The following is a 26,829-nucleotide window of genomic DNA, read 5'->3' as shown; positions in this document are numbered from 1 at the left end:
CACCTACTTATGAACTTTTTTTGTTCTTGTTGCCAAAGATAATTGCACATAGGATTAAACAAACGGCAAGAAGTATGAGTGCGTACTTTGTGTCAAAGCCCATGAACCAATTCCATGTTGATACTACTTTTTCCCATAAACCAGGTGCTTGATCTGCAACTGCTTTTGACGCCTGGTCAATGATCTTCTCTACTGTTTCATGTGAATCGCTTCGGATCGGTTCCGAAGTTGTAGCGGGTGTAGGAGTTACAAATTCGGTTTGTATTGGTGGTTCTAAAGTGGGCTGCTTAACAGGATCGCGAATAAATAGGACTGCTGCGATCAGAATAAACAGAATGCTGACACATAAAAGAACTATTTTTTTGTTTTTGCTCAAATAACGTTCACCCCCACTCAATAGTAGTATATTAGATTATCAATATACTAACATATCATTTAGGTGATTAATATATTAGTATTAGAAAAATCTTGTAGCTAATTATTCTCTGTTTATCAGCTTTTGCATGTTATAAAGTTATTCGTTTTTTATGAAATGAATCTAAATTTAACGCTATTAACTCTAACTCTTACAATCAAATTGATCTTGAATTACAATTTAGGATCGTACACGTGAACTTATTCCCCTATCGCCCACTCTTGATGTTGTATTCATCAATATGGATGTCTCAGTACCCTCTTCTAGATTAATTATTAAGGTCATTTACCTGCAAACCTAGAATAAGCTGAAATAATGTCTGCTATATTCCTTCCTGTGACCACCCTATTATCAGTTCCAAATACCCGTTTTGCTGCATTATCTATATTGATTAGTCGAGTTTTATAGACTGCATCCGGAATTATAAACGTAATTATCCCATTTCTTATTACTTTATTGGTCGATAGTTTAATGATATCTCTATATCTTTCTAGTTTTTTTTCAATAGAAACTTGTTCTGTGTAAAATGGAGAACGTTGTACTGGTTCAGTAGATCTATCGAGTTCAACGTAGAACACCTGTTGACCACTCCTAAGAATCGCATCCGGTCGTACAGAGTTAATCTCATTATCACTATAGACCGACATTGATGGGTACCAATCCCACTCTTGGAATTGTTTCAACTCAGGGAATTGCGACATCCAACGATATTTAAGATCCAGATATACCTTTCCAAGTTCCCAAAAATGATCTTTCTTCGCTCTCTCCATATCTAATTCATGTTTAGACAGACGGTTCTCCTCTAGAATACCTCTCTTGATTTCTACGATTCGAAGACCACGACTGCTTAAATAGTACCAAGTTTCTCCAATGATCCTCCCCCGTTTATGAGACGGGTATTCTGATGAACCTGGAATGAATGAAGATGCTTCCACTAAACCCCGATCTTTAAGTCGCTTAAATGTTCGTCGCGATTTTATGAGCGCTCGATTTTTGTTCTTCACTATTAACTCATTCTTCTGCTCAGAACTCGATTTTTCATACTCAGGATAATGGAATTCTGGCGTGTCTAAAAAATATGTATCTACAACTGTTGTTTGAGGCATACAACGACATAAATACAAATCTGTTAATAACCGCCATTCGGTATTAGAAATTAAATCGATGGTTTTACCTAGTGTAAAGTCAGACGAATTTCGTTTCTTCTTCTTGTTATTATCATGTAAATCGCTTTCGTCTCTTTCAGGTAACTTACTGTCTTTTACCATTACTGCTCCTCTCTTGTTCCATGATTGGGTTGGGGTTGATTTTTTTGTTGGTGTTTACGGTATTAGTCGGGATTTGAACTTCTTGATTTATCTAGAAACTGCAAGACTTACTGGATTTTTGAGCTGCATTTACACGTTCGACATTAATCTGTACGTACATCTATACCAAAGGTATGACAAAAAGCTCGATGTAGGACTTGTTTAAAACATTACATAAAAACAGCAATTAATAATCATAAAGCATGACGTATGAACATAGTAGATAAAAAAACACTCCTCTCTCGACCTTGATGATTTGATCTCTAGATTTGAATACCATCATCTCTTGGTCTAGTAATTTAACTTACGAGATCATAGTAATACATCTAGGTTTGGGATATCAATATTTGATTCAAAGAATAAACCTGAACTATTGCGTATTAACACGAATAGATCTGAATTGAACATTTGAAAAGACTCGGATAAATGCGGATAATACCAATCATATTCGTATAAAGGTATTATGTTAATATAATAGGATTATAATCATGTGCTACTAAGATTATTATGATGGTTGACTATTGGTATAAAAATCCTTAGAATTAGTCGTATAGATAATTTATGATTTTTAAAAACCAAGGAGGAAATAAGATGAAGCAATATCATTTTTTCGTAGGGAACGATAATGGGAATAGCGAACAAGACATTATTGTTGACGGTGTTTTGATTCGACAACCTAATGTTTATTCAATGATTGGTCAAGTTCCTTGGTCTGATGACGATATAGATGTACAACGAAACCTTAAAGATATATATGATAATTTAGTAGTTTCAATAGTATCTGGAGCAGGGATACCAACTGGAACGTATACTATTGGTAAACACGCTTTAAAAACTAACGGTGAAAATGTTACGAACTTATATGTAAAAGGGAATAATGCAAAATCGGATCAAGTGGTACCATACATAAATACTCTTGCTAATATTGCTGCCAGAGCTGTTCAAAAAGCACACGCTGAAGGCGACCTTTCAGATGAGATAACTGTAAATACGGATATGGCAACAGCGTTACCCGTAAAACAACATTCTCCTAAGAATACAACTATCATGAAAGATCGTTTTATGAGCGGTAGTCATAGCGTCACTGTACATCTTGGAGTAACGAAAAAAGTGAATGTAAAGATTATCTTTAGTTATATTCACATTCTTCAAGAAGGAACTCCAGCAGTATTTGCTTTACAATTAGATGCAATTGGGAACTGGCGTACTAAAGGTTACAATGATCAAACAGATTCGAGTGCTCCTCTTCTCTTTAAAGAGTTTTCTGAATTATATAACCTTGGAGATATAGATGGCAGCTATTTAGAAGGTAAAAATATTCTTCATTTAGATTGTGGAGATGGTACTACCGATACTCCTTTCACACGAGGTGATGCGGTAGACAAGGACTTCTGTGATGGTGTAAACCATGGAGTTGGCCATGCAATCGATCCAGCCATTAGTGATTTAATTAATTTAGCTCCGCAAGCTTTTAACTCTATCTCGAGACAACAATTCAGTGAGATTCTTAAGAGTCAATATGCGGGTCGTAAGAACAAATTTTTAAATGAAGCTTTACAAGCTTTTCATCCACATTGTGAAAACCAAGTCACTCAAATTATTAAACATGAGAGTGATCAAATTTTAAAAATTGGTACTAATGAAATTGACATCATTGCAGTTTACGGTGGTGGTAGTATACTAATGCGGGAACAGCTGTATCCAAAATTGTTGGAATTAGCTAAAGTAAATCGAATTGAATTACTATATGTTCCGGCTCATTATGCTGTGACTTTAAATGCTGAGGGTTTAGATTGGTTTGCACGTAGCGAAATCTTCGAATCTCTTAAAAAATCTTATTTACTAAAGAATAAGATTGTTGTGACCCCTGCTATGAAAGAGATAGCTGCTTCAAACGAATAGTTCAAAATTGGATAATATATGACCCTATGGTTATTGGGGAGGTGAGAACATCATATGAGGAAAACAGACGCCAAGCCAGGAAAACCAGTTGTAATGAAGCTTCGGGAAGATGAAGAACAATTGGTAATTGATTGGATTAATGCTCAAACCGTACATGGTGACTCTATAAGATATTTAATTCAAAAAGATATCGCTGAGAATGGTATTCAAGATTTACAATTATCAGTACCTCGAACGAGAAGCATAGAAACAATTAGACAAAATTTGCAAACTGGTCAAGGGTATCAACCTTCTATTCAAGTACCTGTTTATGCCAATCAGCAAACAACAGCACCTGTCTCTTCATCATTATCTATTCCACAAGATAATCTACAAAATAATGTGGATGTAAGGTCAGAGACTTCTATTCAAATACCTGTTTATGCCAATGAGCAAACAACAGCACCTGTCTCATCATCATTATCTATTCCACAAGATAATCTACAGAATAATGTGGATGTAAGGTCAGAGACTAATTTCGAAGTTGAAAATATTCCTTCTAAAATTGAGACCGTAAAACAGGAGTTCATACCAATTGATAATAGTGAAATAGGTGTTCAACATAATAATCAAATCAAACGTCCTTCAAAGAAGGCTTTTGATTCTTCAGTTATTAGTAGTTACCAAAACTAATAAAAATGGACCTTTTCAATCGAAAAGGTCCATTTTTTAGTTTAGGAGTTGCATTTACTATTTAGTGCGAATTTATTTGAATAGTCAGATGCATTACGTTTCTTCCTCTTGTTATTATCATGCAGCTCACTTTCTTCTCTTTATGGTAATTCAATGACTTTTTACCATTAGGTCTTATCTTTATTTCTTGGGTTTGGGTTAATTTTTTTGTTATTTTATATAGAATTAGTCGGGTTTTGAATTTATTGATTTCTTTAATATCTGCAAGACTTGTTGGCATTTAGAACTGCATATACAAGTAAGAAAATAATCTATATGTACATCTATACCAAAGGTATAACAAAAAGCACGATGTTGGATTTGTTTAAGACATTTCATAAATACAGCAGTTAATAATCACAAAGCATGACGTAATAACATAGTAGATAAAAAAATACTCCTCTCTCGGATATGATCTTTTGAATTGAAAATCATCATTTCTTAACCTAGTTATTTAACTTTCGAGATCTTAGTAATACAAATAAGTTTGGAATATCTATATGTTATTCAGAGAATATACCTGAACTATTGCGTATTAACACGAATAGATCTGAATTGAATATTTAAAACGACTCGGATAAATGCGGATAATACCAATCATATTCGCATAAAGTTATAATTCAATTTAAATGCTATTATAATGTTATACCAATGTGATTTTCTTGATAAAGATCATCTTTAGTTATATTCAGATTCTTCAAGAAGATACTCCAGCGGTGTTTGCTCTATAATTAGAAGTGAAACGGGCGTACTAAAGGTAAAAACAATCAAAAAGTTTCAAGTGCTCCTCTTCTCTTTAAAGAGTTTTCAGAATTATATAACCTTGGAGATATAGATGGCAGCTATCTAGAAGGTAAATGTATTCTTCATTTAGATTGTGGAGATGGCACTACCGGTACTATTTTCACACGATTTGATGTGGTGGACATGGACTTCTGTGATGGTGTAAACCATGGAGTTGGCCACATAATCAATCCAGCTATTAGTGATTTAAATAGTTTAAAAATCAAGTCGCTCAAATTATAAAAACCTGATAGTTATCAAATTTTTAAAATTGGTACTAATGAAATTGACTTCATTGCAGTTTACAATGATGATAGTATACTAACGCTTGAACTGCTGTATCCAAATTTTTGGAAATAGTTATGTAAATCGAATTGAATTACTAAATGTGCAGGCTCATTAATGCTGAGGATTTAGATTGGTTTGCACGTAGCGAAATCTTCGAATTTCTTTATAAATCTTATTTACTAAAGAATTAGATTGTTGTGTCAGCTGTTATGAAAGAGATAGCTGCTTCAAACGAACAATTCAAAATTGAAAAATATATGACCCTATGGTTATTGGGGACGTGAGAACATCAGATGAGGAAAACAAACGCCAAGCCAGGAAAACCAGTAGTAATGATTTGAGCATTATCCAATCAATTACCCTTTGTTCTTCATCTTCCCCAAAATTTACATATCAGTACCTCGAACGAGAAACTTAGAAACAATTAAACAAAACTTGCAAACTGTTCAACGGTATCAACCTTCTATGCAAGTACCATGAGCTCTATTTCTGCCAATTTTAAAGACAGGGCCGTTATTCGCTGCTGCCTTTATGATCAAAACATATGCGCTTCTTTGCATTTCTAAAAAACGCAGATATAACATCTTAAAGAGCAGCATAGAGATAAGCTAAAATGATAACATTCAAATCCATTATAAAAATTGACTGACCGCTATATAGCAACAAACTCATAACTCTGTGCTGGTATATATCTTGTTAAATTTAAGACCATTATTGCTTATGATAATTAAAGCGATTTGTCTAGTGCGGAAATGATCTTCTCCCCCATCGAACGAATGTTAATTATATTCTGTTTCTACTTAATATTCGCACTTACTCGGATGTATCCGTTTGTCTCGAGTAGAAAGTTAATGGCCACGACTTTTTAATTCAGAATGGAGAAAGTAAACCAATAGTGTCCAGAAATACCACACTAGAAGCCCCACAGTGCTAAAGTACAGAGGGGCTTCTAGTGTGGTTATTTGAAGTTTCCACTGAAAATTAGCGCGGATTGCCATTTTATAGATGCGGATCATCTATTAAGTGGTAACGCGAATCATTAACACGCAGTCATATGATAACCTGAGTAAAATAGGAATCTTGCAATCTTCTAATCTATTAAGATTATGCCCACCTTCTGTATTTGTTAAACACTTTATATAAATGTTCTTAAATACTAAAGTGGTTATTTAAAAATAAGTACTAGTCTATACGTAGAACCTTATATTCCGTTAGTCGTATTACCCAATCTGTGTGATTCATAAATTAACTGGTGACAGTGTGTATTGATCTTTAAGATACAAAACCTGTAGGTTACCGTAAGCTGCCCTTTGCAACTTCTACTCTTTTAGAAGATAACTAAGTTCCTCAATTTGATTTGCTACAATTAAAGATATCTCTGCAAACAATAAGCGATTGAGGGTGTTGCAAGGTTACTGAAGTTGTTGGAACTAGGCTAATTTGCATTCTGGTTTATTGTCATATTTCAGGCAAATTACTTCTCACCCCTCTTCCACATAGATAGACTAATAACCTCTAACTTGATTTGATCAATAGTAGGTATTCCAACTATTAACCGATGATATTCTATGGATTTAAGAATTTTATTTCCACAAGGTGATCAGACTCCATTTGAATTATTATAAGATAATAAATCTATTATAATAGGATTAGTATAATATAATAATGATATACAAATGAGCCCTTGCAGAATGTCGAATAAAGAACAGTTATTCGCAGTTATTCACCCAAACATAAATTCGGATTTATACGGATTTATCTGGACGTATACGAATTATGTTGGATACATGTCTTGGTTAAGTAGGTTACGGGTGAATAACGGCGAATAAACAGTAGATATTCAGATTTATTCGCTAAGGATCTAAACGGATATGTGCGAATAAATCTGAGTAAATTCGAATAAATGCGGAAATATGCTGGATTTCAATAATATATGAATAAATCCGAATTAGTTCTTTTTATTCGTAAGTACATACTGTAAAATGGGTTTATAGAATGCTGAAACGGGTGATTATAAAATGAATGAAGAAGATACAGTAGTTACTAAGAGCGAATTAGCACAAGCTAAAAAAGATGAGATGTGGGAACTATTACTGGATGCATTTGAAGGTAAATCAGTCCTGTTTGAGATGTATAAAAAAAGAGGAATGCTGGATCGGATACTTACAGAAAAGATATTGTCAATGGATAAGGATGCTTTATACTTAACTAGCCAAGTTGCTGATATTTGTGAAACACAAGATTATGTAATTAAAAATAAGCGTCGCGAGCTGCTAGATTATGTTAATCCTAATACTATGGGCGAAGGAAATAGTAAGACCTATAAACATAACTTCATATCGGTTTTTAAGTTAAAGATGATAGACGGGCTCACTGGAGAAGGCTCGGAATTTACTATACCGCAATTAAGAGAGATACTATATGGTTCACCTGGGAAGCCAGCGACAGCCGAACAAAAACAAGATGGAAATAACGATATATTGTTACAAATGATCAAGAAGATGGAAAGATTCGAGAATTTTTATTCTCATATAGAATCAGGAGAGTTTTTCAATGAGGTTGAAAAGAGGGCGAAATCAGCAACACAAGATTTACTCATTGAAAATTCGAAAGATGATGAAGTGAAAATTAAAACAATAGAGATATATGAAAATGTGATTTCATCAGAAACAACGATTCAAGAAAAAGAAGAGCAAATTGAACTATTCAACAAATTAGTAATCGAATATCCAGGACAAGAATATACAATAAAGTTATATAAGAGCGCGGCAGAAGAGAGGATAAGTAAATACAAACAAGATCATAGAGAACTATTCATACGCACTCTAAAAGAAAAAGTAATGGAACTATTTGATAAATATGAAGAAACAAAAAATGCAGAAGAAAAAGAATCAATTCATAAGCAACTCAAAGATATAGGAAAAGAAAATCCGGATTTGAATTTTGAGATAAGAGTTTGGTTAAATACAATTGGAAAAGAGAAAAAGAAAAAAGGTATATTCAATTGGTTTAAATAATGAAAAGCAAATATCCTTTCCTTTAATTTATAAAAAGGGAAGGATATCGTGCTATTACTATATCAATATTATAGTATATTGATATAGTAATATATTAGTTTGTATACTGGTGGAAAAGGAGAGGATGTAGTGAAATACGTAGGTATGATACTTGGTGGAATATTTTCCGCTGCGGGACACATGGTTGCATTCATTTTTAAAAATATATTCATTGCTTCACGAAGATTTTCTATGGATCCCGCTAATAAAAATTTTATTTGGAACTTTCAAGCGTTATCGTTATTAGCTTTCTTGTTATTGATATTCTTCTGGTTGATTGGGAAGTACCAAGACCAGTATTACGGTTTATCAGAACCAGTATTCTATCGAGCCATTCCAATACATATCGCTTGTTTTCTTGGGCATGTTATATATTCCTGTCCAGCATTATTTAAAAACGTTTACGCAAAACCAATAATACAAACATTTTTAAATTCGTTGAGTACTTTAGCTCTAGGACAAATAATATTAAAGTATGTACCTTATGGTGTAGGTATGCTGTTGGTAGCTATATTGTTCTTTGGGGTTTTAGTTGTAACCTTATATTACACGTTACAGTTTAATATCAAAGCTACTGTATTTAATCGATTAACTTTAACTGTGGAAAAATATGAAATGAATCAAAAGCGTAAGAATGATAATACAAAAGAAACTACAAAGAAAGATTCAATTTCAACAGAAGAAATGTATGAATTTGAAGGGATTGATTTAAACAAAAAAGGTAGTTTATCTCATCTGCGCTACTATTCAAAAGACTGTAAGTTAGAGTTATTTCATACTCAACCTACTAAAGAAAAGCAAAGTCAGCTGGTGTCTATTAGTAGAAATGATAGGGCCCAACATACACAAATTATCGGTGGTACAGGTGCGGGAAAAACATTACTTGCAACTAACCTTATCTCACAAGATTTATTAAACGATTATATTGGTAGTACGATAATTGAACCCAAAGGTTCATTAATAAACAGATTATCAAATTTTATGGATAGGACGGATCGGCCTTACTTCAGACTTGATCCTGAATTTGAGTTTTCTGATTGTTTGAACCCGTTTGATGTACCTGATGGACAAGATTATGAGCCAATGATTGAAGCAAATGTATCGGCATTTCATGGTTACTTGGGACCTGAGGCGGTTCAGTACTTTAAAAGTCGCTCTACGCAACTCATGCGTGTATGTATAAAAGCGTTAAAGATACTCTATGGTAACGAATGCGGATACAATGAACTTGATCGATTAGTACAACCTTTAAATGATGATTATAGGGCTGAAGTATTATCGGAGTTGAGAGGTCAAGAAAATCAGGTACCTCTTTTAATTGAGTACACAAGAAACATGGCCGGCAGTCCTAAAATGCAAGAACATGCGATGCAAACGTATTCTAATTTATATGATTATTTAACTGAGCTTACAAGTAATAAATACATACAAAAAATATTCTGTAGGAAGTCCACTTTTAATATAGATTATGCATTACGTAATGGAGATGTAGTTTTAGTAAACGGAGCATACGGTACTCTTCAAACATTGACTTATACAGTAGGTAGGCTTTACCTAAATTTATTACGAGCAAGTACATTTAGAAGAAATTTAAAAGAAGAGATACGTGCGCATCAAGTGACAGTTGACGAGATCGAAATGTTTGCAGATGAAGAATTTTCAACCTTTATGGAAATGGCTCGTGAATTTGAAGTGTTTGTAAATGTAATACATCAAGGTAATGAACAACTTACAGATGTAAGCAGACGGTTAGGTGCAATGGTCAAGCAAAACGCGGTCCAAAAATTTATTCTTGCTGGTTTAGAGAATGAAGATGCTGATTATTATGCTGATATGATTGGTGAAGAATATAAAATCGGTATTAGCAGCGGTACAGATGAAATGTCAGCAAGTGGATTTAAAACTCAAATAAAAGAAGAGAAGAGATACACAGTAATGCCGGCAGAAATTTTAAAACTTAAAGGATATAATCCGGAAACTGGAGCACCTGGTGAGTGTTTGTTTAGAGGTGTTCATAACAACATACGACTTGATCCAGTAATCGGTTTAGTATATCCATTACCAAGAAAATTATTTAACCCTATTGTGAGTGAAAAGGATGGAAAATCTGAAAGAGAAATTGAAAATGAATTAATTGAACATGATCAAATGAATGAAGATATTGAAGATGAAATAATCAATAAGGAGGATGAAAGCGAAGTTAAACAAGAAAATAGGCTGGCCTTAATAAAACAAAATGCACAATTATTGAAAGAGCAAAATAAAGAAACAACAAAAAGTGATGTCCCAGTAGATAATCTGAATAAAAGTTACGAAGACAATTCGAATTATCAAATTATAAGAAATTTATTGTGGGATAGTGAAGAAGAAATAGCAGCCGCAGAATCAAGTGAACTCGAGAAAGAATATCCAAAAACTGTTACATTTGCTCCAGCTTCTATTGATGATACAACAATGAAATTAGCTCAAAGAATAAAAAACGCTTCTGAAGAGAAACGACTAAATAAAGAAAAAGAATAGAAAAGCGGAGATAAACTCCGCTTTTTTCTATTCCCATTTTTCTGATTTTAAAGTGTGGAAAATTTCATTGAATTCTTTCAGTGCTTTATTTCCCAAATCAGTTATTGTATATAGTTTCTGTCTACCGCTTGTACTGTATCCTACAAGTCCAAGAGATTCAATCCAAATTAATGCAAAGTTCAATTCTCCTCTTCGAACACCTGCTTTTAATGATAAATCCTCTTTGTTGTAATCTTTAGTAGCAAGTGTTTGCATAATTAACTTGGAGGCATTCGGCAAATTAGATATCATTTCTCTTAAATAAGGTTTCAATAGTGAATCTAGTTCAAAAGTAATTTGAGAATTATTGTCTACAGAATTCATTTATTACCCGCCTTTCTTTCCAACGATCTAATATTCTAATAATCTAATATATATATTAACACATGTTTAAGCAAACAATAAATAAGAAAATGAATCCATTAGAATCTAAAAAGTAGAGATGATAAAAAAATTGACTTGAGCAGATTAATGAGTAGTTAGAGATTTTAAAAGTAACTTGAAGTCATTATTTTGAAAATTTGTTCTAGAAGATTTCTTTTTGTTTTTAAGAATTGTTGTGTAGATAAAAGTTCTTAATTTCGATGCTTGTAGCAAATTTATATTAACAAATTTATCATTCGAATTTTCAGAAAAGAAGATTTTACCTAAAACTTCATCATAGTATTTTATTAAACTAAAATTAGCAAATACACCTGATTGTACTTTTACAAATCCGTTAGATTCAAGTTGATCTTCAAAAACAATAAATTCGTAAAGTGTTTTTATTTCATTATAAGTACTATTTTGTGTATGGTAATGAATTTCATTGTTATTCGTAACTTCAATATATAGGACACTGAAAAGATCAAGTTCAATAAATTCAAACTCAATTTCTGAATCAAAAGACAGATGGCCGGCAATGTGCATTAACTCAGTAAATGAAACTTTATATGCCTCAGCAAATTTTCTTAGTGTTTTCGGCATTGGGACTATAGATGTTAACTCTGAACTATTTAACTGTTTCTTACCTTGTTCTACATCTCTAATATAGCCATGACTCAGATTAGTCAGTTTGGCTGCTTGTCTTAAACTAAAACCACATGATTTCCTCACTCTTTCTAAATACGTTCCAATTTCTACTCTCATCTAATTTTTCTCCCTTGAATCAATCTGAATATATCCATATAAAAATGCATTCATTGCTTCTATTATAATGTTATTAGTATTTTATTTTAATTCTATTAGTGTAGAATTATAATCCAATTATAACAAGGTTATAATTGGCGTGAAAAAATGCGTTAAAAATTTTGTGAATAATGAAGCAGCATAGATAAATAATAGTATATTAATTATGCCTTTGAGAGAGGAGAACTGTTATGTATCATTTTTTTGATCCATCGATTAAACCGTATGTTACAACAGATCTCAACGGTCAAATACTATATATTCGTACATATGGTCTTCATCATTATGGTTATCCAGATTTAATAATGGATGAAATAATAGATAATTATAATGAAATTTTCTATTCCATTATTAGCAGTGTATTTAGACATGATCTTGATGTGAACAAAAGATTTACTTTTGATGATCATATTATTAAGCTAGTTCTGAATGATGAAGGTTTATTGAATATTAAGGTAATGGAAGAAGAGAGTTTTGAAATAATAACTATCTTAAATCCGATTACAAGTTCAGAAGCAAAACATAAAACTAGAGGGCTAACAAAAATTTTCGGACAACCGGAAGCGGAAATAGATGGGAAAGTGGCATATGCTATAGAAATACTTGCATTTTTAATAGACGAAGTCAAATCAGGTGTGATATATGATGAAGATTATGTAATTACATATGAGGATAATAATTATCATATTGTGTATTCCCTAGATAGACTAGGGAAAAGAACATTAAAAGTAACATTTGATAAAGAATCAGAGTATACACATAAAAAATCACTGAAGAAGGAGAAAGCCAGACATTTAAAAAGAATTAAATAAATATCTTCTACTTTTCAATCTCATATAGTAATATATTAGTATATTATATTACTAACTAATTAAATTTGATATCATCCAGAAAGGAGTAATGGTTTGACTAATGATCAGTTAATACATGAATTAAACTTTGTTATTACTCATCCAGCTTGCAATCTTGTTAACGTAGAAGCTTTTTATAATACTTGTTTACTGACTTATGAAGTAGTTCCTTTGCTCTTGATAATCAATCATATGATTGAAGTAAAGCCGACACTTTTATTCGAATGGTCGGAAAAAAATGAAATAATTAAAAAAATGTTAAATGAAATGGAAATAGATAGTAAAGCAATTAACAAAAATAAGAGTAAAGATGTATATATAACAACTGATCTGAGGACTCAAACTCCAGCAAGAAATGGATGTTATAAGATCACATGGACAACGGATATGGAAGAAGATCGAATAGATCTTTGTTTTAAAAAACAAAAAATAAGGATCAAATGCGAAACATTGGGTGAAATGGATCTTGTAGGATTGAGTAAAACTGATGAAAGTAATAGATACAATTTGTACATAAAAAAAAGGAGTGAAAGAAATGAATGATATTTTAAAATCTAATCCAATGCAGGAATATAAGACTTCATTACGTAGAAATTTAATTCATCAAGGCACTGTTGTAAGTATTGAAACACATGCACCTCTAGGAAAAGCTATGCAGTGTGCAATAATTGAACTTAACAATGGTTTAAAAGGAATAATACATGAAGATCAATTTGATACCCATAAGTATCGCTCACTGGTAGGATTTATCGATCATAAAATTGACTTTATGGTACTTAATGTTGCTAAACAGGGTTTAGATAGCCTAAAAGTATTTGATGATGAGAAAGGTATGGTATTGCTTTCACGAACACAAGCGTTGGAAGAACTACGTGAAGAATTTTGGGAAGCTGCAGATGTTAATCACATTTGTCCGGCAGTAGTTTCAGGTTTTGAAAATGAACGTTTATATGTAATGATTAAAGGTGTTTCTTGCGTGCTACCGATTCAAGATTATGAGTATGATTGGACTCCTTCTGGACGTAATTTAATTCCGTTGGGAACAGAAATTACAGTGAAAATTAAGCATATTGATCGAGAAAACCGGCAAGTACGAGTTACAAGAAAAGAGTTGTTAGAAGATCCCTGGGTGCGAGTCAGAGAAAATTTCAAAATTGGTGATAGTTACAGAGGAATAATCACCAGTGTTGTTGAAAATGTGGGTATTTTCGTTAAAATTGCTCCAGGTATTGAATCATTAGCATGGTTTCCAGATCGAGTACCAAGTCATGGACAACTAATCGGAAAAACTGTGGCCGTTAGAATTAAAAATGTTGTCCCTGAAGGAAAGAGAATTCGCAGCAAAATAGTTAATTTCCCACATGAAGTTTATTAGGAGGCAGCTTGATGGAATACAATGTTTCACCTCTTATTAAATCTCAAAATCCTACACTGCGTTCGAATCCGTTATTAGACGATTCATATGCATATATCCAAAGCTTAGAACCTCTAACTAAACATGATTATAATTATATAAAAGGGAAAATTGAAAATGGATGGATTACAGAAAGAGATATTGAAATTGTAAGATTTTTGTTCGTACATAGATGGGCTACATTATCACAAATTAGTAAATTATTTTTTTCAAATATTGAGCGTGAGGGTACTATACGCACACGATTGAATAAGTTGAAAAAATTTGGTCTTGTAAGGAAAATACAATGGACGAGTTATTCAAAACCAACTGAGAATAGGCCGAGCTTTTATGAACTTGGATCGAGCGGTGCAGATATTCTGAAGTTTAAATTTGGTATGTTCATTGGGAAAAGGGATCCTAGAATTGATAAACAAACTACAATGTTGTTTAGAATGAAATATATAGTAACAAATGAATTCTATAGACAACTTAGAGAATGTTTTAATATAATACATTTTGAATTTCACCCGATGATCACCGTAAATGAAGAAAAACAAATTCCAACAGCTACATATTCATTAAAGACTCCTAAGGGTAAGGAGTTGGTGTTTTTTCTTATCTGTCATCGAGATGATGATAATTGGATAAAAACAATACGATACCAAGCACAATTTTATAAACAATATTATAAAAGCACAAAAACAGAACCAGTCCTAGTAATCTTAGTTTCAACGAAACAAAAAGCAGATCTTGCTAGTAAGATATTGGAACAAGAAGACGTTATAAAATATTCATGGTTCATTACTGATGAAGATTTGTATAATGACAAAATGCTTTTATCAGAAAGTTTCTTTGTATATGAGAAAGGTGATAAGCTGTATTTGGATTTAAAATAAAAACGAAGTATTAAATTACTATATCAATAAACCTTTGAAATTTTTATTAAAGAGTTATGGAGGAGTACAGTTTGATTCATACTATGAAAATCGAACTTCTTACTGATCAATTTCAGCACAAAGAGCTGCTAGAAGTTATGCATTTATTTAACGTGGTATGTAACCACATTAGTAATGTAGGATATAAAACAAATACACAGCGAAATAAAATTAAACTTTCAAAGGAATGTTATACAGAAGTAAGGGAAAAATTCAATCTATCATCAGGTTTGGTAGTAAGAGCGATCGGTAAAGTTGTAGAAGCTTATAAAACAGGGGAGAAATCTATTGTTAAATTTGGAGAGACAGCTCCTGTGGTATACGACAATAGAATATTAACATTTAAGTGGATGAATGGGGTATCAATATCAACGTATAATGGACGAATTGATGTTCCTTTTCAAGTAATTGATTATAAAATCGGAAGTTATGATCGTAGAGTAAAGGGACAAGCGGATTTAATATATCAAGATGATAAGTTTTATCTGTTGTTGCTAGTAAACTTACCGGCAACCTGCAGCAGTATGTCAGTTGAAATTAACAGATTAGAATTATAGTATACTAATATATTAGTATACTATAATATCAAATTACTAACCAAAGGAGGTGCTATCATTAAACGGTTATTTCTTGTATGTGATGACAATGATTTTTCAGAATGGATAGAAGAGGAGCTTGAAAATTTTGGCAGATTTGCGAAAATCTTAGATTCATTTGATTTTTTTCTACCACAATGGAGAACTGCAGGAGACACAGATGTTGTAATAATAACTGAAAGTGTCTTAACTGCAGAAGAATCATTTTTCAAAGTATATGGTGAAGTAAAAGCCAATTCCAATGAAACAAGATTCTTATTAATATACCACCGAGAATCAGATGAATTTATTCGAAAGTTAAACAGTTTCGGTGAGATTTGTATAAGTTATAACGATCTTGAACTAGGACTACTTGCAGAGAAGTTAAACAATAGTGCTGGAGTTAATTCTAAACTGAGATTAGATAGTAATGAAGAAGATTCTATTATTGCGCAACCAGAGATCATAGATCAACTTGAAAATCCAAATTTGATTAATACCGAAAGATTTGATTCAGTAAACGACCAATTCGAAACACCAATTGAAGACAAACTCACAGCGAGTGAGGAAACAATAAAGCATGAAGATGAACATGAACATGTAATTGATGTCGCTATTCAATCAGAATCGAAAATAAGGAAATTTACTTCTATAGATCAGAAAGTAAGACTTCAAAAAATCAAAGATAGAATAATTTTTGAAAAGAAAGTTATTACAGTACGTGTTCCAGTCCCGGTTCATTACAATTCGTCAATAATCTCAATCGTAAGTTTATACCCGAGAGCAGGTGCGACATTCGTAACTTCCAATATAGCTTTGATGCTTGGAGAAAACAAAGTACCAGTTTCAGTATTAGAAGTGGGAACCAATTCGAATAAATCAACTTATTTTGAGCTATTATTTGGTGAAAAAAACGTCCCTGCTAACTGGGTACCATGGGCAAAAGAAATAAAAGAAAAAGGTTATGTAACTCAAGATAACAATTGGACATTTGGTGGAGTAAATTGGATTCCTTCTAGCATAGAACCAATTTCCGAATTAAATGAAGAGCAAACTATGAAATTAATTATTGCTGCAAAACGATTTCCAATTACTTTGTGTGATATTTCTTCGCATTACAATGATGTTCAAAGTGAAAGAATATTAAGTATGTCTGATGAAATCTGGATTATTACTGATGGTGATCCCATTCAACTAGGATTACATTACAAAAAGATTGATTTATTTAAAGAGAAATATAGTAGTAAAAAAATAAAAGTGATAGGTAACAGATGGAGCAACAACATCAAGCAATCTGAATGGAAAGACGCAGTTTCTCTACCAACGCTTACACTTATCCCTGATCTAGGATCCATAGTAATTAAACTAATGTGGGATGGGAAAATAGCATGGGAAGACGTAAAGCTGAAAAATATATTGTCAAATTCTTTGAGACCGGCAGCAAAATCATTGATGTCAAAAGAGATGTTTCAGTTGATAAAAAAGCAGTATGGTTTCTTAGAGAAATGTAGAAGCATTTTTAATTTAGTAAATACTCTTGATGATGAAAAAGTAATTAATAACATGAAGTGAAATGCGGAAGGGAGAGTATCATGCGTAAATGGTTAGCTATATTGCTCGGTTTGTTAATTGTAGGGGGGAGCGTTATTGGATTCAAAAAATACATGAAGAGTTATGAGCTTGATGTAACAATGATGAACACAATAATGCCTGTAAGAATGATTCAGGCAAACGAACTGATTACAGAGAATATGATTAGAATCGTATCTGTGCCCACTATTAAACACATGAAGAATGCAATTATTGAATCCGAGCTAATAATTGGAAAAAGAGCGATCGTTCCAATTGGTGAAACTGAAGAGATATTAGATTGGAAAATTGGAGAGGACACACTTTATCCCGATAAAGACGAGGTTTATCTTGGATTTAAGGTATCCTTCGTTGAAGCAGTAAACAACATGGTTAGACGTGGAGATCAGGTGGATTTATGGGTGGAATATACATCTCCCAAAATATACACAGATAGAAATGAAGAACTTAGTGAAGAAGAACAAAACTATGCTTTGAGTATCGATCCAAATGCGGCTAAAATTCAAAATTGGAAAAAGGTTTACAATAAGCAGCTTATTAGCGGATTAACGGTAGCTTATATAAAAGACATCGATGGTTATGAAATCGTCGATGACCTGAACATATCTGTGCCTTATATTAATACTTCTCAACGAGACAAAGTAAATATGGAGAGGTTTCGTCAAAACTCCAGTGGGCAACCAGCATATATAACTTTTATTATCAACAAAGATCAATACGATAAGCTTGCTGAGGGCCTGAAAGAAGGAGTAATTAAATTGGGTTTACCATCTATTCTTGGATCTGTTGGTGAAGTAGTACCTATTAGTCAACAAATCACTATTGACAATGAAGAAGGTATTTCAACTTCAAGTGAAAAAGGAGCTGTAAATGAATGAATTTAATTATGGCTCTATCTAATCCTCAGCTTGCTGAAGCTATTAGTTCTTCAATATCAAAAACGGTCACAATCAAATATGCGTACAGCCAGGAAGAGTTAACAAAAATAATAAATCAGAATGAAAATGATTTAGATTATATAGTCGTACATGAAACAATCTTCTCCACTAAATATCCATGGGAATGGTTAAGCATGTTAAAGAAATCTGTATCAGTAAAAACGAAGATAATAGTCATTTTATCTGATCAGACCGACTCATTATACCAAGAGATAATTCTAAGAATCTGTTTAGATTTACATATTTCATTAATACCTAATTCATTTACTACTACTGAATTAACAGAGGGAATTTCAAACTTGCTCAATAAAACAAAGAAGGATCATGTCGATAATGAGAATACTCGACTTGTGACTATGATTTCCGCTTCACCGAAAGATGGTGCAACAACAGTATGTTTATCTACTGCTATTTGTATGGCTGAACAATTTCCTGAAAAAAGAGTGCTATTAGTGGATTTCAACCTGAAAAGCCCTGAAATTAGAGACCATTTGCACCTTACTTCGGACAGAGGATATCCTCTAATCCAAGCAGATTGTGATTCTGGAACTTTAGAGCCTAGTACTCTAATGAAAGCCTGTGTGAAATTAAAAGTTTTAGATAACTTATACATACTAACTGGAATTCAGCGGAGAGAATGGGCAGATAAAATAACAATGGAAGAAATTGAACACTTTTTAACTATAGCTAAAAAGACCTTTGATTTCTCCTTCATTGATGTGCATACATTTCCGGACCAAGCTGCAACATTAAAATGCGTAAAAGAAGCAGATGTGAGAATAGTCATTGTACAACCTATTATTACTAGCTATCAATCTTCATGGAACGATTGGTATAACAGCGTTTGGCAGCATTATGGCCTTAACGAAAAAGATTTTAATATTGTAGTGAATAGAGACTCGAAACTTGTTCTAGAAGGACTTCAAATACAAATGAGTATGGGTTCAAAAATTATTGCTCGTATTCAAAATGTTGAAAAAGGTGCAGGGATCAAAGCTATAAATTACGGAGAGCCACTCTATCTTAGTTCTAGTGAAGAAGCTCTTGTATTTAGAAAAAATATCTTGGATCTAACCACATGGTTAGCTGAACGAGCTAATTTGACACTGACTAATGCAAATACAGCAGCAACAACAATTAAAAAACCATGGAAGATATTTGGTCTTAAAAAGTTCGTTAAATAAGGAGTTAACAAAATGAACAATGCACTTATACGAAGAGAACGTAGAAGTTTCAGTATTGTTGAGCATTTACAACATAATCAAAAAAACAATGAAAAAAAGAGTAATGGTTATTTTAACCGAACGTTATCAGACGTTGTGAAAATTGTACAAGAACAATTAAAAATTTCAGAGGGTAGCGTAGAGGATCAAGATGAGCAAAAGGAAATGATCCATCAGGCAGGGCTGGGTGATCTAATAGCACAGGAGAAGGTCAAGGCTCAAATCAAGCAGATTATAAATGACAAAATGCTATACGCTACAATTGGTCAGTTACAGGAAAGAATGAGTCTATCTGATGCCGTGTTCTCGTTGACAGTAGGCGCTGGTTACATTGAGGATTTATATAAATCCAAAGATATAGAGGAAGTTCAGGTTAACGACATTGAGATATATGTAATGAAAGATGGAGTGTCTATTAAATATCCAAGACGTTTCGATAGCACTGAACAGGTAATACGCCTACAGGAACGTCTTGCATTATACGGTCGTGCCCGAATTAATGAACAGAGTCCCATATGTAGCACTTACATGTACAATAAAGCGCGTCTAACAATGACACAAGCCCCATATTCAGCATTTCCAACAATTACAATACGTAATTTCATACTAAAAGATCCTAGTTTAGAGAATCTAATTGAACGCAAGACTCTAAATGTAGAAATGTCTAGACTACTTAGATTGCTCGTTATATATCATGCCTCAATTATTGTAGCTGGAGGAACAAGAACTGGAAAGACAACAACATTATATGCGTTGTCCAAAGAAATCCCAATTCAAGAACGGATAGTTACTCTTGAAACTGAATTTGAAATGATGCTGCATGAAAGATTGCAGGGCAGAAATGTTGTTCCTTTTCAATCCGTGCCTGAGCTGGGAATTACAATGGAAGAAGGTTTCAAACCATTACTTCGACAAAGCCCTGATCGAATAATTATTGGTGAAATGAGAGGCTCTGAAGCATCACAAGCTGTTCAAGCGGCGTTACGGGGTCACGACACCATGAGTTCATTACACTCTAAGTATCGCTCAATGATCATTTCTGACATTGTAGATATGGTCAAGCAGGACGGTAGAACACATGATGATAGCACTCTGAAGCTTCGTATTGGTAGAGCTTTTAACATTATTATCTTTCAGCGTTTTGTTAAGGTAAACGAATATAAGAACCTACGGGTCATGACTGAAATCACCGAGGTTGTACCAACTGAATCTGGCGAGATTATTATGAACCCATTGTATATTTGGAATCAAAGAACAAATGATTGGGAAAGAACAGCAAACAACATTAGCCATGAAATGATGGAGCATATGATTTCCTTTGGAGCGTCAACAGATGAATTCATAAAGATGGGGTTGTATGAATGTTAATTGTTAAATATGCATTCCTGATTATATTTTCAATAGGCATGATCATAATCGTTAACCCAATTATTGGTCAGCTCTCTAATTCCATTATTACTTTACGGAGAAATCGCTTTTACGATAAAAGAAAAAAATTTGGAAGTAATATTAGTAATAGTAAACTATATGTTTTTTCTAATCATCCAATTCTTCAAAAGCTCGAAGACTATCTAAGCGTAGCAGAAGTGAAGTTATCTTTAAGATCATTATTTTTATTAAGTGTAACCGTTATAGTAAGCGTATTTCTTATTAGCTATAAAGTTATGCCGGCTCCCTTATATGATGCAATTATAGGTATTCTATTTGGAACGATACCATGGTTGATTACCTGGTCAATGTATCAAAAGAAAAATTTAGCAATGGCTTCAGTTATGATACCTACCGTTCAGAACTTCATTGGCTATTTCACTGATTCAGATAACTTAGAAGGAGCAGTATTTAGAGCAGCTCGAACAGTGCCATATGAAATTGCACATGAATGGAATCGGTTAATAATGGATTTACAGACTGGTGATAATCCCGAAAGGGCATTAATACAGTTCGCTGATAGGGTTGGGAATGATTGGGCAGACTATTTCGCAGATATTTTAATTACTCATATCGACACAGGAGTAGATATTACATCATCTCTATTTAAGCTCATCAATGAAATGCAAAATACGATGTATAACGAAGAGAAACGATTAACGTTATTAACCGCATATAAGTGGGGGACATTTATTATGATTGGTCTCTCAGTCTATGCCGTATACTTCAATATTCAAATGGATCCTCAGAATAAACAATATTACTTCGACGATAGAATTGGTATCCAAATAGTTACATTATCAGTCGTTGTATTATTTATATCATTTCTTGGTGCAATGAGTATGGGAAGAAAGAAATTATAACATAAGGAGAGGAAGAAGATAATTAGATGTGGTTCTTTTTAGTACTTTTCACATTTGGCGTAACTATATTCACTTTGCCCATCGCATTATCTATTAAGTATAGGAAACGGTTGAGGTTGCCATCAACCAGAAGTAAACGTAGACAAATTTTTCAAGATTTCTATCAAGAATCAATTAGGAAAGAAAATATAAAGAAATCTAATTATAAAGTACTTAGAAGGTTGAAAATAGCAGGATATCCATTAGGCATGCAGGTTTTTCACTATCGTTTAGTGCAATTATTATTACCAATTGTGATTTCAGTATTTATTATAACTTTATATTTTATAAAAAATTTGGTAGTTGGGTATGAACTACCTTTTCCAATTATGTTTTTCGTTTTATTAATGGTACTCAGTTATTTACTTCCAATCATTCTACTTATGTATATAGCTCGTCAAAGAAGAGAATTGCTTACTGAAGACATTGTAAAGTTTTCTCATAGAATGGTGATTTGTATAACGGAAAACATCCCACTGTATTATGCAATTCGTCGCGCAGGAAGAACAACGAAAATATTAAAACCGTATGTTGATGAATTGTTATTTGACTGGATGGACAATCCAAGATTAGCAATCAACAATTTCGGGGACAAGATTGGTATTAATGAAGTCCTTCCGCTCACAAATACATTATTGTCCACCTGGAACGCACCACAAGAAAAAATTATCGAACTATTTCATCTTCAAATAAGAAATATAGATACGATGAGAGATTTTCAAATCAAAAAAAAAATAGAAGCATCACCTCTTCGTGTAACCTTTATAATTTTGATACCTTTCTTGGTAGCAACAGCATTAGTAATGTTACCGTGGTATAAAAGCTTTACCGAATTGATGAAACAAACATTTTAGAGAGGAGATGAGTGCTTGGATAAACTTGTTCTACCAATTATCATTGCCCTTATTTTGATTGGGATTGCTTTTTGGGTATTCAACAATCCTGATGGTATCGGCTCTGGGTTGGAAGTAGGTGGTGAAAACATTAAAACAAAGATAATAGATGCAACAAACTAAGGAGAGGTTCAAATTTGCGAAGGAAAACATTAGCAGACCTATCTAATAGTAAAGCAATGAATTCAAAAGGGACTACCTTGGGGAAGATTAATTCTGGTAAACGAATACTGTTTCAAAGGGAAATAATATAATGGACAAGTTGCTTTTATTGATCGTTATAAGTCTTATTGTTATAGGTATTTGTGTATGGATATTTGATTCACCTGATGGTGTTAACAATACCTTGTTAAATGGCTATGAAAATTTGAAGGACACGACCCGATCCTTCGGATATCGACCAAGTCCCTAGTCGAAACAAATAAGTGATATATGGTACCAGAAAATACTTAAATTAAAAATGTGAAATAACAAGGAGATGGCTTAAAGATGGAAAAACTATTAATTCCTTTAATTGTAGTAATAATTCTTGCTGCTTCAATATTCTATATCTACAATAATCCAGACGGTGTTAATACTGGCGTTAATAACGGGGCAACTCATGTAAATAAAAAGGCGTCAGAATTTGATTATAAGGGGGATGTAGCCCCGGGTGCGGGACAAACCTTACCGACCGGAAGATAGAAGTCCGAATTTAAACCATCTATATCTATCTTATTGTAGTTAAAGTATAAGAACAAAAAAATGTGAATTAAGAAGGAGATAACTAAAAATGGAAAAACTATTGATCCCTTTAATTGTAGTAATAATTCTTGCTGCTTCAATATTCTATATCTACAATAGTCCAGATGGTGTTAATGTTGGCGTTAATAGTGGGGCAAGTCATGTGAATAAAAAAGCGACTGATTTTGATTACAAAGGAGATGTAGCTCCAGGCGTTGGACAAACCTTACCGACTGGAAGATAATAAGAAAACTAATTTACAATAAATTGCAGTTTTTGGAGATAGGAGGGGTTCCCGCCTGTCTCTTATTTTGAAAGGAGGTTTTTTTGTTTAATATGATTAAAAGATTAAAGCAACCTCTAGAAAACGAAAAGGGAATTACTAATTTAATTACTCTACTAATAATATTACCTCTCTTTTTGGCTATCACTTTTATGTTAGTGACGTATGTAGCCTTTCTAAACCGTCAATCCAAAATTGATGATATTAAAGACAGAGCTTTGCAGATGATTCAAACAGAAGGTTACTTAACCCAAAATATTATAGATGATACGTCCACCAAGCTGTCTAGTGTTGGATTTCCAACACTCATCAAAAACGGAATTACATACCCTTCATTTATAGGTAGTACAAGTACAAAGGTATTAAGGGACGATACTGATCCTACAGTATATTTAAAAATTGAGTACCCTGCGACAGGTTTAATGAAATCATTGATATTATTAGATTCAGCAACTTCGTCAGATGATCCTGGTTATTTTAGTTTAGATGGCTTTGGAAGAAGTGAAAAATATGAATAACTTAATCAAAAATGAACGTGGCGGAATAAGCGTGATGGTGTTAAGCCTGCTAATAGCTATGTTTTGCGTGATATTGATGTGTGTCGCTATAGATTATCTATTTATGACTACTACACAAAATAGGCTTAAAAATGATTTAAACACTGCTGTTCATGCAGCATCTCTTTCAATCGATAAAGAACAATTATCAAAGGGCTATTTTACAATTGACACTACTACTTCAGGAGTAAGAGCACAGGACATGTTTTATAAATTTCTTCGTTTAAATATGGGACTTGATAATGATAATGAAGCTTTGTCTAACAGCAAACTTAGCGAGGGCTCGATTGTTAAAGTAGAGGAACTGGTTTATGTTGACTACGAATCTAAATCTGTAATAAACATAAATGAACATTCATCTTCATGTTATTTGGAGCCTCTCACATTAGAGTTAACCTGCTCGGTTTCATTAAACGTTGGTAAGTCTTCTGAGATATCTCGTGTAGTTAATCACACTCTAGTGGGACCTTCAATTGTTTCTATTATAAGTACAACACATCAAGGACTGGGTTCATTGTCCAATGAACCATTGTTAATCACCGCTGTTCAAGAGGTATATTTTATAAAAAATAAGCAGATTTATTAGGTTGATTGGTAGGAACGGTATTAAATAAAGTTATACTTATGTATTAACTAACTAATATACAACTATTCATTCTGGTTTCCAGTTGATCGCTAATAGTCAGGAGGTTATTACGATTTTTACTAATGTTATGAGTTTACATTCGAATAATATTGAAAGTATGTGGAAGGAGGATAAAGAGAATCCAACATTATTAAAAATAATTCAAACGCTCTTTCATTGTTTGAAAGTCAGAGACATAATGACTGCAAATCATTCTATTATAATGGCTCATTTTTCTTATCAATTAGCCGAAATATATGATAGAGATAATGCAGTATTGTATTACGCTGGGTCATTGATTCACGATATAGGGAAATTGGGAATGAAAGATAATATTCTGAAGGGCAAGCAGAAATTAACATCTGATGAGAGGGAAGAATTAAGAAAGCATGTTATTGATGGATTGAGTCTTGTAAAACACTTAGGAATGCCGCAAATCATAGAAGAGATTGTAAGGTTTCATCATGAAAGGTTTGATGGTTCAGGATATTTGGAAGGTTTGCATGGTAACACAATACCACTATCAGGAAGAATAGCAGCAATTTGTGATACCTATTCTGCATTAGTAACAGAACGATCATATACCAAAGCTATTTGCCATCAGAGGGCAATAGAAATAATGAAAGAAGATAAAGGGAAATTTGATCCTGAAATATTCCAATCCTTTATAAATGATATTTTTAATTAATGTACTTAAAAGATTAAAGAATTAAGTAATCTACATAAAACAAATATAGGGAGTGTATTCAAATGAAGAAAACAATTATGGCTGTTACGATTGCATTTACACTAATAGCAACTACTCAAACAGTGACAGCAGCCGCTGCCTTTACTGACACTAAAACACATTGGGCTAAAAACGAAATTTCAGTTGCTGTAAATCAAGGTTGGATTAATGGTTATGATGCAAAAACATTCAAACCAAATGCTAACATGACTCGTGCAGAGTTTTTAAAATCGCTTGTAGTAGCTATGAAAATAAAGGTTGCAGATACAGATACGCCGTTTGTTGATGATACAGGTTGGTTTAGGTCTTATATCGCTACAGGCTTGAAACAATCGATCATTAAGGTTGGCGATTATAAAGAAAACAACTTTGAACCGAACCGCAAGATTACGCGTGAAGAGATTGCGCGAATGACGATTCGTGCGCTGGGTAAGGATGCTGAGGGCGTTAAATTTGGTTATTTGGCGGTAGCTAAAAAGCTTGAAATCATGAAGGGGTATCCAGATGGAACGATGGGTGGAGATAAGAACGCTACGCGTGCAGAGTCAGTTGTGATGATTACGAATACTTTGACTGCAAAGAATGGTAAGCCTGTGAATTATCCAAAGACGAAAGAACAATTGAATACGCTAATTAAGTCGTTGCCTAGTTTTAAAGGCACCACAACGTATGGCCGAAATGGAATTATATTAGTTAACAGTAAAGGTTCTGATAAATTTGAAGATAATACACTAGTTGTAGAATACGACAGCAATTTGAAAGCAACCATAATTAATGTTGCTGATCCAACTACAGAAAATCAGTCTATTGTTAAGGATCTTTTTAAAACATATTATCCAAGTTCATTCGAGAAGGCGTATTCCGCATATATAAAAGTTAGTAAAGCGGCAGACTCAGATGACAGTTCAGCAGTTAAAACAAAATACGATAATCGCAGCTTCGAAGCTTATAAAGGTATTAATACGAAGAGAGTTGTTATTTGGATTGGAGCGTAA

Annotated in this window: 26 protein-coding genes; 22 read left to right on the top strand and 4 right to left on the bottom strand. The window is 33.1% G+C overall.

Annotated features, from left to right (window positions below):
* Nucleotides 1–7: 7 nt before the first annotated feature.
* Both AC0YN6_RS25310 and AC0YN6_RS25305 read right to left on the bottom strand, forming a co-directional pair.
* On the bottom strand, nucleotides 8–376 hold the full coding sequence (locus AC0YN6_RS25310; protein WP_475750363.1) for a hypothetical protein: 369 nt from the start codon (nucleotides 374–376) through the stop codon (nucleotides 8–10).
* Nucleotides 377–696: 320 nt separating this feature from the next.
* Nucleotides 697–1,683, bottom strand: coding sequence for a replication-relaxation family protein (locus tag AC0YN6_RS25305; protein ID WP_475750361.1), 987 nt, complete (start codon nucleotides 1,681–1,683; stop codon nucleotides 697–699).
* A 630-nt stretch (nucleotides 1,684–2,313) separates the two neighbouring features.
* On the opposite strand from AC0YN6_RS25305, the gene AC0YN6_RS25300 reads away from it, so the two are divergent.
* The 4 genes from AC0YN6_RS25300 to AC0YN6_RS25285 all read left to right on the top strand — a co-directional run bounded on the left by AC0YN6_RS25300 (nucleotide 2,314) and on the right by AC0YN6_RS25285 (nucleotide 10,982).
* Entirely contained in the window at nucleotides 2,314–3,624 is a 1,311-nt protein-coding gene (locus AC0YN6_RS25300; protein ID WP_475750359.1) for a ParM/StbA family protein, read from the top strand.
* Nucleotides 3,625–3,678: 54 nt separating this feature from the next.
* Complete coding sequence (locus tag AC0YN6_RS25295; protein ID WP_475750357.1) at nucleotides 3,679–4,296, top strand: hypothetical protein; 618 nt, start codon at nucleotides 3,679–3,681, stop codon at nucleotides 4,294–4,296.
* 3,128 nt (nucleotides 4,297–7,424) lie between these two features.
* Nucleotides 7,425–8,423 (top strand): hypothetical protein, encoded by a 999-nt coding sequence (locus tag AC0YN6_RS25290; RefSeq protein ID WP_475750356.1) that lies wholly within the window; start codon nucleotides 7,425–7,427, stop codon nucleotides 8,421–8,423.
* A gap of 129 nt (nucleotides 8,424–8,552) precedes the next feature.
* A complete protein-coding gene (locus tag AC0YN6_RS25285) occupies nucleotides 8,553–10,982 on the top strand; it encodes a type IV secretory system conjugative DNA transfer family protein (RefSeq protein ID WP_475750354.1) in 2,430 nt (809 codons plus the stop codon).
* 27 nt (nucleotides 10,983–11,009) lie between these two features.
* Here the strand turns inward: AC0YN6_RS25285 and AC0YN6_RS25280 are convergent, their stop codons facing one another.
* Together AC0YN6_RS25280 and AC0YN6_RS25275 are read right to left on the bottom strand one after the other, a co-directional pair.
* A complete protein-coding gene (locus tag AC0YN6_RS25280; RefSeq protein ID WP_475750352.1) occupies nucleotides 11,010–11,345 on the bottom strand; it encodes a hypothetical protein in 336 nt (111 codons plus the stop codon).
* 144 nt (nucleotides 11,346–11,489) lie between these two features.
* Nucleotides 11,490–12,149 (bottom strand): helix-turn-helix domain-containing protein, encoded by a 660-nt coding sequence (locus tag AC0YN6_RS25275; RefSeq protein WP_475750350.1) that lies wholly within the window; start codon nucleotides 12,147–12,149, stop codon nucleotides 11,490–11,492.
* A 230-nt stretch (nucleotides 12,150–12,379) separates the two neighbouring features.
* On the opposite strand from AC0YN6_RS25275, the gene AC0YN6_RS25270 reads away from it, so the two are divergent.
* From AC0YN6_RS25270 to AC0YN6_RS25185, 18 genes are all read left to right on the top strand, one after another.
* Nucleotides 12,380–13,000, top strand: coding sequence for a hypothetical protein (locus AC0YN6_RS25270; RefSeq protein WP_475750348.1), 621 nt, complete (start codon nucleotides 12,380–12,382; stop codon nucleotides 12,998–13,000).
* A 93-nt stretch (nucleotides 13,001–13,093) separates the two neighbouring features.
* On the top strand, nucleotides 13,094–13,582 hold the full coding sequence (locus tag AC0YN6_RS25265; protein WP_475750346.1) for a hypothetical protein: 489 nt from the start codon (nucleotides 13,094–13,096) through the stop codon (nucleotides 13,580–13,582).
* Nucleotides 13,575–14,414, top strand: coding sequence for a 30S ribosomal protein S1 (locus AC0YN6_RS25260; RefSeq protein ID WP_475750345.1), 840 nt, complete (start codon nucleotides 13,575–13,577; stop codon nucleotides 14,412–14,414). The genes AC0YN6_RS25265 and AC0YN6_RS25260 overlap by 8 nt, the downstream gene beginning before the upstream one ends.
* Before the next feature lie 11 nt (nucleotides 14,415–14,425).
* Nucleotides 14,426–15,331 carry a replication-relaxation family protein gene (locus AC0YN6_RS25255; protein ID WP_475750343.1) on the top strand — a complete coding sequence of 302 codons (906 nt, stop codon included), beginning with the start codon at nucleotides 14,426–14,428 and terminating at the stop codon, nucleotides 15,329–15,331.
* A 71-nt stretch (nucleotides 15,332–15,402) separates the two neighbouring features.
* Entirely contained in the window at nucleotides 15,403–15,927 is a 525-nt protein-coding gene (locus AC0YN6_RS25250) for a hypothetical protein (RefSeq protein ID WP_475750341.1), read from the top strand.
* 507 nt (nucleotides 15,928–16,434) lie between these two features.
* Nucleotides 16,435–17,517, top strand: coding sequence for a P-loop NTPase family protein (locus AC0YN6_RS25245; protein ID WP_475750339.1), 1,083 nt, complete (start codon nucleotides 16,435–16,437; stop codon nucleotides 17,515–17,517).
* A 20-nt stretch (nucleotides 17,518–17,537) separates the two neighbouring features.
* Nucleotides 17,538–18,413: a CpaB family protein gene (locus AC0YN6_RS25240; protein ID WP_475750338.1), complete on the top strand. Its 876-nt coding sequence runs from the start codon at nucleotides 17,538–17,540 to the stop codon at nucleotides 18,411–18,413.
* A complete protein-coding gene (locus AC0YN6_RS25235) occupies nucleotides 18,410–19,657 on the top strand; it encodes a CpaE/TadZ family protein (RefSeq protein WP_475750336.1) in 1,248 nt (415 codons plus the stop codon). The genes AC0YN6_RS25240 and AC0YN6_RS25235 overlap by 4 nt, the downstream gene beginning before the upstream one ends.
* A gap of 12 nt (nucleotides 19,658–19,669) precedes the next feature.
* Complete coding sequence (locus AC0YN6_RS25230) at nucleotides 19,670–21,064, top strand: ATPase, T2SS/T4P/T4SS family (protein WP_475750334.1); 1,395 nt, start codon at nucleotides 19,670–19,672, stop codon at nucleotides 21,062–21,064.
* The gene (locus AC0YN6_RS25225; protein WP_475750332.1) at nucleotides 21,058–21,987 is read left to right on the top strand and encodes a type II secretion system F family protein; all 930 of its coding nucleotides are present in this window, start codon (nucleotides 21,058–21,060) and stop codon (nucleotides 21,985–21,987) included. The genes AC0YN6_RS25230 and AC0YN6_RS25225 overlap by 7 nt, the downstream gene beginning before the upstream one ends.
* Nucleotides 21,988–22,103: 116 nt before the next feature.
* Complete coding sequence (locus AC0YN6_RS25220; protein ID WP_475750330.1) at nucleotides 22,104–22,880, top strand: hypothetical protein; 777 nt, start codon at nucleotides 22,104–22,106, stop codon at nucleotides 22,878–22,880.
* 15 nt (nucleotides 22,881–22,895) lie between these two features.
* Nucleotides 22,896–23,042, top strand: coding sequence for a hypothetical protein (locus AC0YN6_RS25215; RefSeq protein ID WP_475750329.1), 147 nt, complete (start codon nucleotides 22,896–22,898; stop codon nucleotides 23,040–23,042).
* A 366-nt stretch (nucleotides 23,043–23,408) separates the two neighbouring features.
* Nucleotides 23,409–23,603 carry a hypothetical protein gene (locus tag AC0YN6_RS25210; RefSeq protein WP_475750328.1) on the top strand — a complete coding sequence of 65 codons (195 nt, stop codon included), beginning with the start codon at nucleotides 23,409–23,411 and terminating at the stop codon, nucleotides 23,601–23,603.
* An 88-nt stretch (nucleotides 23,604–23,691) separates the two neighbouring features.
* Nucleotides 23,692–23,886 (top strand): hypothetical protein, encoded by a 195-nt coding sequence (locus AC0YN6_RS25205; RefSeq protein WP_475750327.1) that lies wholly within the window; start codon nucleotides 23,692–23,694, stop codon nucleotides 23,884–23,886.
* Nucleotides 23,887–23,978: 92 nt separating this feature from the next.
* On the top strand, nucleotides 23,979–24,443 hold the full coding sequence (locus AC0YN6_RS25200; RefSeq protein WP_475750326.1) for a hypothetical protein: 465 nt from the start codon (nucleotides 23,979–23,981) through the stop codon (nucleotides 24,441–24,443).
* On the top strand, nucleotides 24,436–25,068 hold the full coding sequence (locus AC0YN6_RS25195) for a hypothetical protein (RefSeq protein ID WP_475750325.1): 633 nt from the start codon (nucleotides 24,436–24,438) through the stop codon (nucleotides 25,066–25,068). Before AC0YN6_RS25200 ends, AC0YN6_RS25195 begins: the two co-directional genes overlap by 8 nt.
* A gap of 82 nt (nucleotides 25,069–25,150) precedes the next feature.
* Nucleotides 25,151–25,795, top strand: a complete 645-nt coding sequence (locus AC0YN6_RS25190; RefSeq protein WP_475750323.1) for an HD-GYP domain-containing protein — start codon at nucleotides 25,151–25,153, stop codon at nucleotides 25,793–25,795.
* Nucleotides 25,796–25,857: 62 nt separating this feature from the next.
* Nucleotides 25,858–26,829 carry an S-layer homology domain-containing protein gene (locus AC0YN6_RS25185; RefSeq protein ID WP_475750322.1) on the top strand — a complete coding sequence of 324 codons (972 nt, stop codon included), beginning with the start codon at nucleotides 25,858–25,860 and terminating at the stop codon, nucleotides 26,827–26,829.

The organism is Paenibacillus sp. J22P15 (assembly GCF_056269345.1).
This window is presented reverse-complemented; position numbering and strand designations above follow the sequence as displayed.